The organism is Chengkuizengella axinellae (assembly GCF_030730905.1).
In the GTDB taxonomy this organism is placed as follows: domain Bacteria; phylum Bacillota; class Bacilli; order Paenibacillales; family KCTC-33759; genus Chengkuizengella; species Chengkuizengella axinellae.
Genome location: NZ_JAVAMP010000002.1, coordinates 737,014 through 752,040 on the forward strand (window position 1 = coordinate 737,014; position 15,027 = coordinate 752,040).

Sequence of the window (15,027 nt, forward strand, 5' to 3'; positions counted from 1 at the left end):
TTACTTGATTCGTGTATCTATAAAGGAGAGACTTGAATTGGAATTCATTCAATTTTAAAATGGATTTTTATTAGATGCAGCTAGACTACTAGCAGCTCGTCACCAGGCTGAACGAAAAAGAATCCCAGCACTGCCATTCCAATTTGAACAGCAAGAGGCTGCACTAAAGGCTGTTGAGACAGTATGGGAAAAAGAGAATACAGATGGTATAGCTGTTTTTGAAAATATGTGATCTCACAGATCAAACGGAAAGACATCTTTATAATCCAGATTGATTTATCAAAGATTTTGTTCCTTATTACTTTTCCAATGTTTAATGAAAATAGAGGAATACAAGGGTCTTATTTCGAAATTTGTATTGAAGTTGTAGCCTATTTTATTATATTTTCAATAGTTGATTCAAATAAGACCCTTAAATCTCCTTATTATTTAAATATATCTCTGTTTAACTATATTCAGGAAACTCGATGAGTACAGATTACAATTTGTATTAAATCATAGACATTCTGAATTGACTTTTGTATATAATTTTGAATATTCCGAGTTATTAGCTTGAGAAGTTTCACGAATTGATCTTGGGTTTATTCTTCTTAAGTAGTAATAGATCAATGTACAACTGACATTTTATATAAAAATTATCAAAATCAATGGATGTTAATTCAATAATCTGTTTTAATCTATAGTTCATCGTATTAGGGTGAATAAAAAGTGCTTCAGCTGTCTTTTTTAATTTGCAGTTATTTTTCAAATAAATTTCTAAAGTTCGTATTAGACTTGTATTGTTTTTCTCATCATACTTTTGTAACGTTGAAATCATATCATTTTCATACCGTTCTTGAATATTTCTCTCATGAATTGTAGAAATGTAACGGTATATTCCTAAATCCTTATTTTCAATAGGTACTTCATGATCGTTTCGATCTACAAACTCTGTAGATTGAATCACCTCTAACGCCTCTACATAACTCTTTCTTAACTGTCCTAAGTATGTATATTCATTTCCCATGCCAATTAATAGCTTTTTTCTATAATCTTCACTTAATAAATCTCTTACATTGCGTATCAGCATTCTAGCTTTGTCATAAGTATAATAAGATTGTTCTTTTTCAGTTCCAATGATAGCAATGATTTGATTGTTTTCATTTAATACAACGACTTCAGGTTTAGCTTTAAGAAACTCTTTATTTAGGATAGGTTTCATTTCTTCTAATTCTTCTCTGTCATGAGCTGAAAAAACTACTACTGTAAATCTAGTCGGCAAAGATATATCTGAGGTTTTAGTGAATTTTAATATTTCTTCCTCATTGTAATCTTGATTTAACATTTCAAACATGATTTTCTCTTTTGTGTTTTGATTAGAGTTTTTATCTTCAAAACGTTTATATAATAAAGCACCAACATGGTTTGATATATCTTTTAAGAAGAGCAGTTCCTCTTCATTTAAAATCATGTCTGTTTCTTGTACCCAAATGTATCCAAGAATTTGATTCTGATGTTTTGCGCTTACCACAATACGCTGATATAGTCCAAGTTCTTCAATTGGATTAATTCGAATAGGATCAGGATATTTTTCTAATTGTCTGAAGATCCCATCCTTTTTTAGGCGATCTATTATAAATAGAGGGCATTTTTTTGATAAAATGGTTTTTTGCTGTGATGTATCAAAGTGATATGCGTATTTAGAACTGTAGGAAATTAATTCAAAATTTTTATTTTCAATGATGAGCGGTTTTTTTATAACTGAACTAATATATTCTGTAATATCATCAAGATCTTTTATTTTCATAGCATCGCTCAATGGATTTAATTCCATAACTCCGCTCCTTTTTCATATAGTTCATCAGAAATACTTCATTCAAGCATTTATACATTTATCATCATGAAAAGTATAGTAATTGTCAAGCTAATGTTATTATTTTTCGTTCTATTATTTAAATATCAATAAGATCGTTATGTGTTGGATTTAGATGGAAACTTATGTGAACCAGATAGATTAATTGATCAATTTGATGATTGTTCATAACAACACGAGAATCAATCCACAATTTGATGATAATATGTCTTACGTAAATGACGATATGACTGATGCAGGGCGAAATGTACCAGAAATTGGTCTGAAAATAAGAGTCATCAGTGAGAGTGAAGATCGTACGGCGGCTAAAATCTTAATTTATTGTGATTAATTAATAAATGAAAAAAATCTCTTGAGACATTGTCTTAAGAGATTTTTTGTTTTTTTCCTAAGAGCAAAACACTATTTTGAACGAAGCATCTTTTCCATTTTGTTAAAATTGCTCGCAATACTGCTATCAGGAGCTTTTCCAATTAAACTAACGATCACAATTGCAAAAAAACCGAATATAAAACCAGGAACAATTTCATATAAGTCAAAAGGAATAGTTGCTTCTTGAATAACAACACCTGCATCATTTAATTTAGGGGTTGATAACATTTTCCATATTACAACTGTAGCTGCACCCACAATCATACCACTTAGAGCTCCATTTCGAGTCATTCTTTTCCAGAATAGTGAGAGTATAATGATGGGACCGAAGGCAGCACCAAAACCTGCCCATGCATAACTAACAAGGTCTAACACGGAGCTTTCTGGGTCAAAGGCAAGGAATATGGCTATTAGCGCGATGATCAGTACAGAAATTCTACCGACCCATATAAGTTCTTTGGAGGAAGCGGAAGGTCGTATTAATACTTTGTAAAAATCCTCAGCAATAGCACTCGAGGATACAAGCAACTGAGAATCGATCGTACTCATTATTGCAGATAAAATTGCGGCAAGTAAAAATCCAGAAACAACGGGGTGAAATAGTACATTTGCTGCTTCAATAAAAACGGTTTCGGAATCTACAAGTGGGGTGCCAGTAAAATAGGCTATACCTACAAAACCTGTAAAAATGGCACCAAATAAAGAGACGACCATCCATGACATCCCTATGAATCTTGCTTTAGGAATTTCTCTATGATTTTTCACTGACATGAATCTTGCTAGAATATGTGGTTGGCCAAAATAACCTAATCCCCAGGCCATCAATGAAATTATACCTAGGAAACCAATTCCACTAAAAACATCTAACTTCTCTGCATCAAGTTCTCCAATTCTTTGTACGGTTTCATTCCATCCGCCCATTTCTAATATCATAACAACAGGAACAACAGCTAGCGCCAAAAACATTAAAATTCCTTGGAAAAAATCTGTCCAACTGACGGCAAGAAAACCGCCCAATAAAGTATATGAAATGATTACTGCGGCTCCAATCCAAAGTGCAAGTTGATATTCTAAGCCAAAGGTGTTCTCAAATAATAGAGCCCCTCCAACAAGACCAGATGAAGTATAGAAAGTAAAGAACAATAAAATCACAAAAGCAGAAATGATACGCAGAAGTTTTGAGGAATCATTGAAGCGATTTTCAAAAAAATCAGGAATGGTAATTGAATCGTTGGCTACTTCTGTATAAACGCGAAGTCTTTTTGCAACAAATTGCCAATTTAAGTATGCTCCTATAGCTAAACCAACACAGATCCAAGTTGCTTGCATTCCAGCTGCATAGGCATACCCAGGTAATCCTAATAACAACCAACCACTCATATCTGAGGCACCGGCACTTAAAGCAGCAACACCTCCGCCTAACCTTCTTCCACCTAATACATAATCAGATAGGTCAGTTGTTTTTTTGTAAGCTGACCAGCCAATAATTAACATTCCTATTAAGTAAATGATAAATGTTGTTAATGTTGCACTACTAATCATATTAATGTCTCCTTTCTTTCAAATAAGAAATCACACTAAGAATTACAAGCAATGGCATTGGAACGAGCAGCCAAAACCATGTTGCAGCAGTTAAGCCATAGTCCACTAGATTCACCTCCTAAGGTGTAGTCGCTTTCAATATATTGTATGAAAAATAGTCCTACCCTTATGATAGAACAAAAAATGAAAAAGCTACCTTGAAGGATTTTATATTAACCTTCAAGGTAGCTAGTAATTGATCTATATAAATGGTCGATTGTAATCAGCCACTTCCATGTGACCACTCCGATACCAGTTCATCCAAGAACTGGGACTCTAAAGGAGTTCTCACTTTTTGGGGTATTTGTTGTTCCGAGTCCCGAAAAAGTAATAGGATTAAGCATTGAAACTTTTAGCTTCACTTTTTTGGGTTTACTAAAGTGTTTCGCTGATTGTCTTAGGCAGCATATGTTGAATTAGATAATCAGGTCCACCTGCTTTGGAATCAGTACCTGACATATTGAATCCGCCAAATGGTTGGTAACCAACAATAGCACCAGTACAAGTACGGTTAAAGTATAAGTTTCCTACATAGAAGTTTTGTTTAGCATATTCGATGTGCTCACGATCATTTGAAATTAATGCACCTGTTAAACCATATTCTGTATTATTTGCAATATCAATCGCTTCTTCAAAATCTTTTGCTTTAGCAAATGCAACAACAGGTCCGAAAATTTCCTCTTGCATGATTCTTGCTTCAGGATCAACATCAGCAATAATCGTTGGTTCGATAAAGTACCCTTTAGAAGGATCTCCATTACCGCCAAATACAACACGACCTTCTTCTTTTCCAATTTGGATATAGGACATAATTTTATCAAAGGAAGCTTGATCAATAACCGGTCCCATATATGTGTTATAATCTGTTGGATCTCCAACTACTTTATCTTTTGCAATTTCAATTACACGGTTTAATACTTCATCATATACATCTTGGTGAATTACTGCACGAGAGCCAGCAGAGCATTTTTGACCAGAGAATCCAAAAGCAGATCTGAATATAGATTCTGCAGCCACTTCCAAGTCAGCATTCTTATCTACTACTACAGTATCTTTACCACCCATTTCAATGATCGTTCTTTTTAGCCAAATTTGACCAGGATTCAATTTTGATGCTCGATCAAAAATGCGAGTACCTACTTCACGAGAACCTGTAAAAGTAATTAAGCTTGTTTTTGGATGGTCAACTAAATAGTCTCCAACTTCCGCACCACTACCTGGACAGAAATTAACTACACCTTTAGGAAGACCTGCTTCCTCTAAAACTTCAATGAATTTATAAGCAACTACAGGTGTAGTACTTGCTGGTTTAAGTACAACTGTATTTCCGGTTACGACAGGAGCAACAGTAGTTCCTGCCATAATTGCAAATGGGAAGTTCCAAGGAGAAATAACGACTGTAACACCCATAGGTGTATAAACGTATTTATTGTATTCACCATCACGGCTTAATACAGGTGTTCCATCTTTTAATCTGATCATTTCTCGAGCATAATATTCCAAGAAGTCAATCGCTTCTGCTGTATCCGCATCAGCTTCATTCCATGGCTTACCAGATTCTTTAATTAGTAGTGCAGAGAATTCAGCTTTTCTTCTGCGGATGATCGCAGCAGCACGGAATAATATATCAGCGCGTGCTTCAGGTTTCCACGTTTTCCAAGTTTTAAACGCTGCTTCTGCTGCAATAATAGCTTCCCCTGCGAGTTCTTTGTTTGCTTTAGAAACTGTACCTATGATTTCTTCTTTATTTGCTGGATTGTAGGAAACAATTTTGCTTTCCGTTTTAATTCGTTCACCATTTATGATAAGCTCATAGTCATTGCCGAATTCTTCCTCAACTTGCTGCAATGCAGCTTTCATTTCTTGATTGTTTTTTTCTAAAGAAAAATCTAAGAATGGTTCATGTTTATATGGTCTCATAATCATTTTTCTCCTTTTATGGGCATTATTTATTTAGTTTAAACATTTAAACTCTTTTCGAAAACTAGATCACAAGAATTAGCTTCTAAACATTCCTTTTGCTACGAATGCTACGTTAGCAGGTCTTTCTGCAAGTCTTCTCATAAAGTAACCATACCAATCGTTCCCGTAAGGCACATACACCCGCATTTTATATCCTTGTTTAACAAGATCTAGTTGTGTTTGTGTTCTCATACCGTATAACATTTGAAATTCAAATAAATCACGGCTGATATTATTTTCTTCAGCAAATTGTTTGGTAAAGTTAATGATTTGATCATCATGACTTGCTACCGCTGTATAATTTCCATTCGTGAGATGGTCTTTTATCATTTGTTTAAGATTGTCATCCACGTCTTTTTTATCTGGATATGCCACATCAGCAGATTCTTTATACGCACCTTTTACAAGACGTAAGTTAGGCAATAGTTTTTTTAGATCATTGATATCATCTCTTGATCGATACAAATACGATTGGATAACGGTTCCCACATTATCAAATTCAGTCTTTAATCCTTTGAAAATGTCTAATGTTCCTTGACATCTCACCTCATCCTCCATATCAATGGTAACAAAGACACCATGCTTTTGAGCTTCTGTTAATATGTTTCTCATATTCTCAAAAACCAAATGATGATCGATGTCTAGACCTAGAGATGTGAGTTTTACTGAAGTCTGTGCATCTAATTTTTCTTTAGCTATGGTTTGGATTGTATGAATTTCCTGTGCTGTTCTTTCACGTGTTTCATCAACAGAATTAACAAATTCACCAAGATGGTCTACAGTAGTGCAAAGACCTCTGTTATTTAAGTTTTTAATAACTGAAACTGTACGATCAAAATCTATTCCCCCAACCACTTTCGAAGCACCGAATTTTAACCCATATCGTTTTGCCATTTTGTTTAATGATTTATTTTTAGATAAGTATAAGAAAAAGTTTCTAGATAGCGCTTCCACAATATTAACCTCCTTACAAGAATCGTACAGATGATGTTGTGATGCTGCTCATAAAAATGATCAGGAACTATAACTTTATTATATGATTTGCCTGATTTCCTTAACAATGTGTAGGGAATACAAGAATATCGCATGTCTGTTGTGTGTTATACACAACAGATAAATATGAAGTGGAAATAAAAGAAGAAAGATTATGATGTTTTCTTTAAGAAAACATAGTTAAATACACATAAAACAAGCGTTCGCCTCAATAAAATGTGGTATAATATGTAAGCAATGGAATAGAGCACTCACTGGTGATTGGCCATCTCCTTAAGAAAGGAGGTGTTGCCATGGAAATAAATGATGCATTGGTTTTGATGATCATGTTCAGTATGCTTATTCTAACTTTATTGACATACCTCAAAAAAAAATAACCTCCCAAATACCCAGACTATAAGATGGGAGGCCATTTATACTGTATCCGATCACCCTGAGGCAATCATTGTAGGACCGTGGATGCTGGCACATCTGCGGTCTTTAATTAGTTTATTCATACATTCATCATCTGATACTATTTTATCACGATTCATCTAACTTTCATTGAGGAAATGAGAAATCATTATTGAAAAAGGTGTACTTTATCATAACGATGTCATTAGACTAATAGCAGTAGTGGCGATTATTCTGACAAAATATATAGAGTTAGAGGGGGAGGAGATTATGTATCTCCTTCTTTTTTAACTTTATTAAATATTTCCAATCTACCATTGGTATAATCTTTATTATTTTACATAAAAACAACACAGAGTTAATAAATGTATAATATTCTTTATGTTGACAAAACCATTGGAAAAATTTATGATTTTAAAGGTGAATATTTTCCAATTTATGCATTCAAAGAAAGGAATTGTATCAAAAGGTTGGTAATAAAAAAAATAAAAAATGGTGATAGGATTGGTAACTATTAAAAACATTACAATTCAGGCGTTAACTTTAAAAACAAAAGTCATCAGTGTAGGTACTCTCGGACCAGAAGGAACTAGTAGTGAGTATGCAGCAATAGCATTCTCAAACAATTATTTGGCTAATCAAGGTTATAAAAGCGACATTGTTCTTTCTGATACGTTTGAAGAAAGTTTGACAAAACTAGTGGATAGAACGCTAGATTACGTCATTGTTCCTCATGCATATGACGGGATTAAGAATTTTTATATGAGGCCTGAAATTGATTTGTTTCAACTATTTAGATGTGATACCCCTATGTACGGATTAGCAGTTAGGCCCGATTATCATTTTCATTATGATTCCCTCGATAATGAAACGGTTGTTACACATCCTGCTCCTATTAATCTAGTTAAATATGGCGAAGTAATTGCAAAAGTGAAAGTACAAGAAAACGCAGCCAATGAAATGCAAGGTAGGATATTTGCTGTTTCAGAAGCGCTTATTGGATTAAGTATTTCTATAGGTTCTACTTTGATAAACTTTATAACCCCTTCCGTTATTATCGGCATCGTAACTTTGATTATGATTGGACTAACATTACATACAATTGTGGTAAATAATTTATTTCTCCAAAAATCTAAAAAAGTTGAGTTATAGGGGGAGGTACAATAGTTATGATATCCCCATCTGAAAAGGTTCGCATACTCCCGAAACAAGAGTTCTCGGCTATTTTTGATAAAATAAATCAAATGAAAAATATGGGGTTGGATGTGATTAATTTAAGTCAGGGCAACCCTGATATGCCAACACCACCTCATATCGTTGAGGAAATAAAACAAGCTGTGGGTGTTTCAACATTCCATAGATATCCTCCGTTTAGAGGGTATTCATTTTTAAAAACAGCGATTTGTGACTTTTACAAAAAAGAATATGATGTAGAAGTAGATCCAGAGAAAGAGATTGCGATTTTTAATGGAGGAAAAACAGCGATTTATGTAATATGTCAAGCTTTTTTAAATGAGAATGATGTTGTATTAACACCTAATCCTGGCTATCCAGAATATATTCCAGACATATTAATGTCTAATGCAATTCCATATCATTTTAACTTAGATGTGCAAAATAATTATTTACCTACCTATTCTTCATTTGATGCCGCAGAAGTAGCAAAGGCAATGTTTTTAAATTATCCTAACAATCCAACAGGAGCAACGGCTAACACTCAATTTTTTAATGAGACCGTCAATTTTGCAGAGAAGAATAATGTGGGTATTATACATGATTTTGCATATGCCGCTTTTGGTTTTAATGGCCATAAACCAGTAAGTTTTCTACAATCAAAAAATGCAAAAAAGGTTGGAATAGAATTATATACATTATCAAAAACATATAATATGGCTGGTTGGCGGATTGCATTTGCAGTTGGCAATGAGCAGATGATTCAAGCTATTCATTCTTTTCAGGATCATGTTTTTGTAAGCGTATTTGGAGGGGTTCAAAAAGCAGCTGCAGCTGCTTTACAAGGAGATCAAACCTGTGTCTCAAGTTTAAATCAATTGTATGAAACAAGAGCTTCATATTTTGTGAAAGAATGCAAAAAAAGACTAGGCTGGAATATAGAGAAACCTAAAGGAACATTTTATGTTTGGGCACCTGTTCCTCATGGTTATGATTCAATTTCTTTTACATCCCACTTATTAGAAAAAGCACATGTAGCTGTTACCCCCGGTGCGATATTTGGAGATAAAGGGAATCCATTTATAAGAATTTCCATGGTAGCGGATATCAAAAGATTAGAACAATTCATTGAAAGATTAGAGAAGCTAGATTTGCGATTTGAACTGTAGAGGTCGTGCTGAGAATTGAACAAATATAGTTACCTTTTAATTGTTGAAGGTAACTCATTTTTTTTATAGGAGTTGTTTTTGAATGAAAAATGATAGAGTAGCGTTAGTCATAGGAGCTAGCCAAGGGATCGGCAAGTCCATTGCAATTGCTTTAGCGGAAAATGGGTATCATCTTATTTTAATTGCTAGAAGAAAAGAAAAACTTGAGCAAGTATTAGAGACAGTAAATGAAATAAACAATTCTAAATTGAATATGTGTATCCCTGTTGATATAAGTAATCAAGATAATAGAAATCATGTATTTAGAACAGTAGTAAAAAAATATGATCGTTTAGACATACTAATTAACAATGTTCCAGGCGGATCACCTGATGAGTTTTTAAACAGTCAAAATGACAAAATGATTGAAACCTTCACTCAAAAAGCAATTACTTATATTGATTGCATGAAACAATCCTATGAATGGATGGAAAAAAACAATTATGGAAGAATCATTAATTTAGTAGGCAACCTCTGGAAGGAACCCGGGAAGAATATGTTTACAAATAGCTTGATTAATGCAGCGATTATCAATGCTAGCAAAAACATATCCATTCAATTGGCACCTAAAGGAATCACGGTGAATTGTGTTAATCCGGGTTTTATTAAAACGGATCGATATCATCATTATATCCATCGATTGATGACTGATGGAAACATGGGGGTGGAGGAAGCGGAGCGTATAGTTACGGAACAAATTCCTTCAAAAAGAGTAGGAACATCAGAAGAAGTGGCTTCATTAGTAATGCATTTAGTTTCTGAATCTGGTTCTTATATAACAGGTCAGCAAATATCTGTGGATGGGGGAGCATTAAAAAGTATATAATCATTCATACATCATATGATAAATAAATGAATGTTTTTAGAGGTGATTTATATGGCAGAAGGATTTATTTTGATTGTAGTGATCGCGATCGTTGGATTTATTTTGTTTAATATTGTGACAGGTAATACAAATAAGAAGTCTCGTCGCTCAGATCATTCTAGCACCGGTTTTTTTGGAAGTCACAATGATAGTGATTCAGGAGGAAGTGATGGTGGAGGCAGCGATGGCGGAGGTGGAGGAGGAGATTAATTCCTTCTTCTTTTTTATTTTCTCTCGTTTTCTAATTTATTTTTATATTTTTGGAATGTTATGGGTATACACCATATTCTTTTTAGCATAAAATGGTTGATAATGGATCTTAGATTATCATTATAAAATAGCTAAAATATACAAAAAAGGTGGGAATGAGTATGAATGGGAAACATTTATTTGGATTAGTAGTTATTCTAGTAGGCGTATTTTTATTACTTCATAGTACAGAAATAATAGAGTTCAACCTAGGTGATTTAATTCGAAATTACTGGCCTATGATTATCGTTATATCTGGTTTATTTAACTTAATCAATAAGTCTTCATCAAAAATTGGAGCGATCATTGTGATTTCGGTTGGTGTTTTACTTCAATTAAAAATATCAGATATGTTTAATATATTTGAATATGTTTCATTTTGGCCAGTACTACTAATACTTTTAGGTCTTTGGATTATGTTTTCAAAAGGGGATAAATCATATAAGAAGCATTGGTCTTCACCTAATCTGGATACGAAAGATTCTATTAATAAGGTTACCGCATTCTCAGGAACTGACTTGAAGAATGTATCTCAAGATTTTAATGGTGGGAGTATAGTGGTTGCTTTTGGTGATACAAATCTGAACTTAAGAGAAGCCAACATAACAAGTAAAAAAGAAGTAACCATTGATGTGGTAGTTGCATTTGGAGGGGCTGATATATATATACCAGAAAACTGGAACGTTGAATTTAAAGGAGTACCTATATTTGGTGATTGGAGCAATCGAACATTGGATAGATCCACCACTAACCCTGAAGCACCAACATTAATTCTGAATTGCGTTATTGTTTTTGGCGGCTTGGATATTAAAAACTAGTGTTATTCATTATGAGGAAATCGATTTACATAGAACTTACTGTTGTTTCATTGAGTATATTAGTATTTCTTCTTGGGATCTATGTTAAGATAGATTGGGAAACGATACATTTGTTGTACATCGGTGTGTTTGCATCCGTTATTTCTCAATTAATTCATTGTATTTTATTTGGCAACAACATAACGATTGTTCGTTATGTTGTTGGTTTTATTTGGGTAGGTACTGCTGTTATTATAGTTCCATTTATCATAGCAATCATATTAGCAATCGCAAGCCTTCACTTGTAATTATATTTAAAGTAAAAGATGAGTTTTGGAGGTATTACAATGAGTGAATTGAACGTAATCAATAAATCAAGTCAAATCAATACAATATTAACCATAAAGGAAGATTTCATTAAACTAGGTTTGAAAGATGGCATGACAGTCATCGTTCACTCTTCTTTAAGTTCTATCGGTTGGGTTAGTGGTGGACCTGTTGCAGTAGTTCAAGCCTTGATGGATGTAGTAACAGAAAATGGAACTATTATTATGCCGACACATTCACCAAACCTTTCAGATCCATCATATTGGGAAAACCCTCCTGTACCTAAAGAATGGTGGGCTGTAATTAGAGATACCATGCCCGCATTTGATCCACAGATCACACCAACATGGTATATGGGCAAAATCGTAGAAGCTTTTCGTACATTTCCGAATGTAGTACGCAGTTATCACCCTATGTATTCATTTGCTGCTTGGGGGAAAAATGCTGAGAATATTACAAAAGAACATTCGTTAAATGATGGGTTAGGTGAAAAGTCTCCATTAGCAAGAGTTTACGACTTGAACGGGGATGTATTATTACTTGGTGTTGATTATGAGAATAATACTTCCTTTCATTTATCAGAAAACAGAGTGCCAATATTAGCAAGAGAAACTCAAGGTGCTCCAATCATAGAAAATGATCAAAGAGGATGGAAAACCTTCAGTCATATTGATATGGATTCAGATTGTTTTAATGATATCGGGATAGATTTTGAGAAAGATCATCATGTAAATGTAGGTGAAATTGGGCAAGCCAACGCAAAATTATTTAAGCAAAAGGAATGTGTAGATTTTGCTGAGAAGTGGTTGGCAAAACGAAATGAAAAGGGATAAAAATGCAAGGCTGACGTTTTAAGAAACGTCAGCCTTCAATATGTTAAAATTTAAAGACATTCATTTATTCTACAGTGAATTCTGAAGATTTCCCTGTATATTCAAAGACTTTGCCCGTAATTTTTTGGTAAGCCCCATAATGAACAATTCGATAAGTCCCACTGTCTGCATCTTCAGGTACTTCCCATTCAATAGTAGAGGATGAAGTTCCAAGCAAAGTAGACTCACGATCCCAGTAAAACTTAGTTTCCCAATCATGATCATCTGCAATCACTTTCCATTCACCATCTATTAACTGTTGAACCTCCAAATAGGTCGAATCGTTTCTAAAGTTATTGTTAGGATGACCAGACCAAAAAGTGACTTTTACTATATCACTAGCTTTGTAATTGGAATTTACATCATCCTTTATATCACCAAAATCTCTAAAGGCTGGTGGAGCATCAAATACAATTCCAGGTAAAAAATAGACTTGTTCATCTGTAAGATCCTTTGGCGTTGGCCCTGGATCTATTTCCTCATCAAGAATGATGGCATTAGACAGTTTATCAAATTCTTGCAAGTAAGCAGATAATGTCCATCTTCCAAATTGTGTGGATGCACCTTCATAATGCTGCATATCATATTCCTCTGGTGTTGAAACATAACTTGAATAAGAGTTGGATAACCCTGCTATGACCGCATAGTTGTCATCATTAAATTGGTCTGCCATGTTCGTTATGACTAAATCTCCTAATCTTCTTCCGGCCATTGTTGTAAATTCAGCTGGAACTGCTATAACAGAAAGCTGACCAAGTTGAAAGATTTGCTGTGGAATGATTTGTGGTGTCCAAGGGTCGGGTTCTACTTGTGATGGGGCAAATAGTACGGGTTTAGGAAAGTGCTGCTCCCATAACTCTGGGTATAACGATCCACTCATTTCTCCGATTTGGGGAACGATGACCATGAGATCCTGTACAAATTTTACAATATTATGATGATCCTCTAAAGAATATTCAGCTTGCGTCATTCCTTCTTCAAATACAGGTAACCCAGGTCTACCATCTTCGGTACCTGCTGCAAATGAATATCCTAGTGCAGAAGGGTATGTTCTTTGAGTTTCTCCATCTGTATATTGTCCATCTATTTCTATATTAGAAAAATCTTTAAACTGATGTTTGGAGCTGAGTGGACCCTTTAATCTTTCATTTGCAGTTTCACTTAAATGAATCGCAGCTTCAAACTGAATCCTACCAGATTCCTGAGTGCTTTCAAAATCATTATCACCATACCCATCCCCATCACCAAAAATATTTGGGGTAACATCCCCAAGATTTGACTGAGAAAAAGCAGCAACAAATGTTTTCTCGGCATGATAATCGGTTTCCATTTCTTTTTCATATAGATAGGAAGCGTATCCTTTGTTCTCACCAGAGATGAGATCATTGTCTTGACCCATAGAAACACCATGTACGGCAAACCAATTGATGACACCTAACAAATCTCCCTCACTATTTTTAAAATTTAAAAGGGTCATTGTTTTATCTACGTTATCATCGTATTGATTTCGCTCAGCCTCTGGGTTATTGTTATATGCTTCCTTTGAACGATTGGAACTTGTTCCATCCACTTGTCCTTGATTGATCTCAATATAACCTGGTTCTAAATTTTCATGTGCTCTGACAATGGATTCATAAATGCCATCTACAATAACTTCATAATTTTCTTCGTGAAAACCATAACTGCTAACATTATATAACCCTTCATGCGAATATCCACCTGGACCGCTGTGATTATGTGTAGCACTTAACATCACATTATTGTAATTATACAAATCTCCATATCCGTTATCTTCTAATTTTTGAATTACTCCTTGAGTGATGGAATGAAAAATCATGCCTGTATCAGCACTGACAAATACAAGGCTATTGTCAGAATCCTTCTCCTTCATAATGAATGCTCTAGATTTTAATCTGAAATGCAGTCCTTCAGTCATCATGGAAGAATTGGCATATCCCATCATCACTACTTCAGCTGGAGGTCCTGTTATGTCGTATATCCCTGTGCCAATGTAATAATCAAAATCTCCCTCTGCGTAAACGCTTACATCATTTGGTGAAAGTACGTAAGAAAATAAAAATAACAGTGCAAGTAAACCAATGGTAGCTTTTTTGTGAGAATAATACATTTTCATTTAAATCCTCCTTCAATTTTCATATTCACTTAAGTTTTTATGTAATTATTAAATGTATAGACAACTACTAATAAAATATTTACGAAAATGTAAATTATTACAATAAAATTCTATGAGTGGTTCCGTAGATTAAAGTAAATATGAAATTTTTCTATACTTTTTAGAGAATTATTGTAAAATAGTTAAGATTGTATTCATATGTTGGAGGGGTTGTATGAAAACGCAAACGATACGATTGAAAAACCTATT

At 34.1% G+C, this 15,027-nt stretch carries 15 protein-coding genes; 9 read left to right on the forward strand and 6 right to left on the reverse strand.

Going from position 1 to position 15,027, the window contains the following annotated elements:
• Nucleotides 1–80: 80 nt before the first annotated feature.
• Nucleotides 81–257, reverse strand: coding sequence for a hypothetical protein (locus tag Q5Y73_RS09165; RefSeq protein ID WP_305991562.1), 177 nt, complete (start codon nucleotides 255–257; stop codon nucleotides 81–83).
• 305 nt (nucleotides 258–562) lie between these two features.
• Nucleotides 563–1,813 carry a PucR family transcriptional regulator gene (locus Q5Y73_RS09170; RefSeq protein WP_305991563.1) on the reverse strand — a complete coding sequence of 417 codons (1,251 nt, stop codon included), beginning with the start codon at nucleotides 1,811–1,813 and terminating at the stop codon, nucleotides 563–565.
• Between the two features lie 184 nt (nucleotides 1,814–1,997).
• On the opposite strand from Q5Y73_RS09170, the gene Q5Y73_RS09175 reads away from it, so the two are divergent.
• Entirely contained in the window at nucleotides 1,998–2,183 is a 186-nt protein-coding gene (locus tag Q5Y73_RS09175; protein ID WP_305991564.1) for an immune inhibitor A domain-containing protein, read from the forward strand.
• A 71-nt stretch (nucleotides 2,184–2,254) separates the two neighbouring features.
• Here Q5Y73_RS09175 and putP read toward each other — a convergent pair whose 3' ends face one another.
• The 3 genes from putP to Q5Y73_RS09190 form a co-directional block, all read right to left on the reverse strand.
• Nucleotides 2,255–3,766, reverse strand: a complete 1,512-nt coding sequence (putP, locus tag Q5Y73_RS09180) for a sodium/proline symporter PutP (RefSeq protein WP_371320177.1) — start codon at nucleotides 3,764–3,766, stop codon at nucleotides 2,255–2,257.
• A 414-nt stretch (nucleotides 3,767–4,180) separates the two neighbouring features.
• Nucleotides 4,181–5,728, reverse strand: coding sequence for an L-glutamate gamma-semialdehyde dehydrogenase (gene pruA / locus Q5Y73_RS09185; RefSeq protein ID WP_305991641.1), 1,548 nt, complete (start codon nucleotides 5,726–5,728; stop codon nucleotides 4,181–4,183).
• Nucleotides 5,729–5,803: 75 nt separating this feature from the next.
• The gene (locus Q5Y73_RS09190) at nucleotides 5,804–6,721 is read right to left on the reverse strand and encodes a proline dehydrogenase family protein (RefSeq protein ID WP_305991565.1); all 918 of its coding nucleotides are present in this window, start codon (nucleotides 6,719–6,721) and stop codon (nucleotides 5,804–5,806) included.
• 332 nt (nucleotides 6,722–7,053) lie between these two features.
• On the opposite strand from Q5Y73_RS09190, the gene Q5Y73_RS24820 reads away from it, so the two are divergent.
• From Q5Y73_RS24820 to Q5Y73_RS09225, 8 genes are all read left to right on the forward strand, one after another.
• Entirely contained in the window at nucleotides 7,054–7,137 is an 84-nt protein-coding gene (locus Q5Y73_RS24820; protein ID WP_371320182.1) for a putative holin-like toxin, read from the forward strand.
• Between the two features lie 520 nt (nucleotides 7,138–7,657).
• Complete coding sequence (locus tag Q5Y73_RS09195) at nucleotides 7,658–8,305, forward strand: type 2 periplasmic-binding domain-containing protein (RefSeq protein WP_305991566.1); 648 nt, start codon at nucleotides 7,658–7,660, stop codon at nucleotides 8,303–8,305.
• A gap of 17 nt (nucleotides 8,306–8,322) precedes the next feature.
• The gene (locus Q5Y73_RS09200; RefSeq protein ID WP_305991567.1) at nucleotides 8,323–9,495 is read left to right on the forward strand and encodes an aminotransferase class I/II-fold pyridoxal phosphate-dependent enzyme; all 1,173 of its coding nucleotides are present in this window, start codon (nucleotides 8,323–8,325) and stop codon (nucleotides 9,493–9,495) included.
• An 82-nt stretch (nucleotides 9,496–9,577) separates the two neighbouring features.
• Nucleotides 9,578–10,360, forward strand: coding sequence for an SDR family oxidoreductase (locus Q5Y73_RS09205; protein ID WP_305991568.1), 783 nt, complete (start codon nucleotides 9,578–9,580; stop codon nucleotides 10,358–10,360).
• A 51-nt stretch (nucleotides 10,361–10,411) separates the two neighbouring features.
• Nucleotides 10,412–10,609, forward strand: coding sequence for a YxzE family protein (locus Q5Y73_RS09210; protein WP_305991569.1), 198 nt, complete (start codon nucleotides 10,412–10,414; stop codon nucleotides 10,607–10,609).
• 161 nt (nucleotides 10,610–10,770) lie between these two features.
• Nucleotides 10,771–11,466, forward strand: coding sequence for a LiaF transmembrane domain-containing protein (locus Q5Y73_RS09215; protein ID WP_305991570.1), 696 nt, complete (start codon nucleotides 10,771–10,773; stop codon nucleotides 11,464–11,466).
• An 11-nt stretch (nucleotides 11,467–11,477) separates the two neighbouring features.
• Nucleotides 11,478–11,753, forward strand: coding sequence for a hypothetical protein (locus tag Q5Y73_RS09220; RefSeq protein ID WP_305991571.1), 276 nt, complete (start codon nucleotides 11,478–11,480; stop codon nucleotides 11,751–11,753).
• A gap of 39 nt (nucleotides 11,754–11,792) precedes the next feature.
• On the forward strand, nucleotides 11,793–12,605 hold the full coding sequence (locus tag Q5Y73_RS09225) for an AAC(3) family N-acetyltransferase (RefSeq protein ID WP_305991572.1): 813 nt from the start codon (nucleotides 11,793–11,795) through the stop codon (nucleotides 12,603–12,605).
• Between the two features lie 64 nt (nucleotides 12,606–12,669).
• Here Q5Y73_RS09225 and Q5Y73_RS09230 read toward each other — a convergent pair whose 3' ends face one another.
• Nucleotides 12,670–14,778 (reverse strand): neutral/alkaline ceramidase, encoded by a 2,109-nt coding sequence (locus Q5Y73_RS09230; RefSeq protein ID WP_305991573.1) that lies wholly within the window; start codon nucleotides 14,776–14,778, stop codon nucleotides 12,670–12,672.
• Nucleotides 14,779–15,027: the final 249 nt, after the last annotated feature.

Bases quoted from the DNA above. Each gene is read 5' to 3' on its own strand.
- Q5Y73_RS09165 (WP_305991562.1), bottom strand. From the start codon at position 257: ATGTCTTTCCGTTTGATCTGTGAGATCACATATTTTCAAAAACAGCTA.
- Q5Y73_RS09220 (WP_305991571.1), top strand. From the start codon at position 11,478: ATGAGGAAATCGATTTACATAGAACTTACTGTTGTTTCATTGAGTATA.
- Q5Y73_RS09170 (WP_305991563.1), bottom strand. From the start codon at position 1,813: ATGGAATTAAATCCATTGAGCGATGCTATGAAAATAAAAGATCTTGAT.
- Q5Y73_RS24820 (WP_371320182.1), top strand. From the start codon at position 7,054: ATGGAAATAAATGATGCATTGGTTTTGATGATCATGTTCAGTATGCTT.
- Q5Y73_RS09210 (WP_305991569.1), top strand. From the start codon at position 10,412: ATGGCAGAAGGATTTATTTTGATTGTAGTGATCGCGATCGTTGGATTT.
- Q5Y73_RS09215 (WP_305991570.1), top strand. From the start codon at position 10,771: ATGAATGGGAAACATTTATTTGGATTAGTAGTTATTCTAGTAGGCGTA.
- Q5Y73_RS09200 (WP_305991567.1), top strand. From the start codon at position 8,323: ATGATATCCCCATCTGAAAAGGTTCGCATACTCCCGAAACAAGAGTTC.
- putP (WP_371320177.1), bottom strand. From the start codon at position 3,766: ATGATTAGTAGTGCAACATTAACAACATTTATCATTTACTTAATAGGA.
- Q5Y73_RS09225 (WP_305991572.1), top strand. From the start codon at position 11,793: ATGAGTGAATTGAACGTAATCAATAAATCAAGTCAAATCAATACAATA.
- Q5Y73_RS09230 (WP_305991573.1), bottom strand. From the start codon at position 14,778: ATGAAAATGTATTATTCTCACAAAAAAGCTACCATTGGTTTACTTGCA.
- Q5Y73_RS09205 (WP_305991568.1), top strand. From the start codon at position 9,578: ATGAAAAATGATAGAGTAGCGTTAGTCATAGGAGCTAGCCAAGGGATC.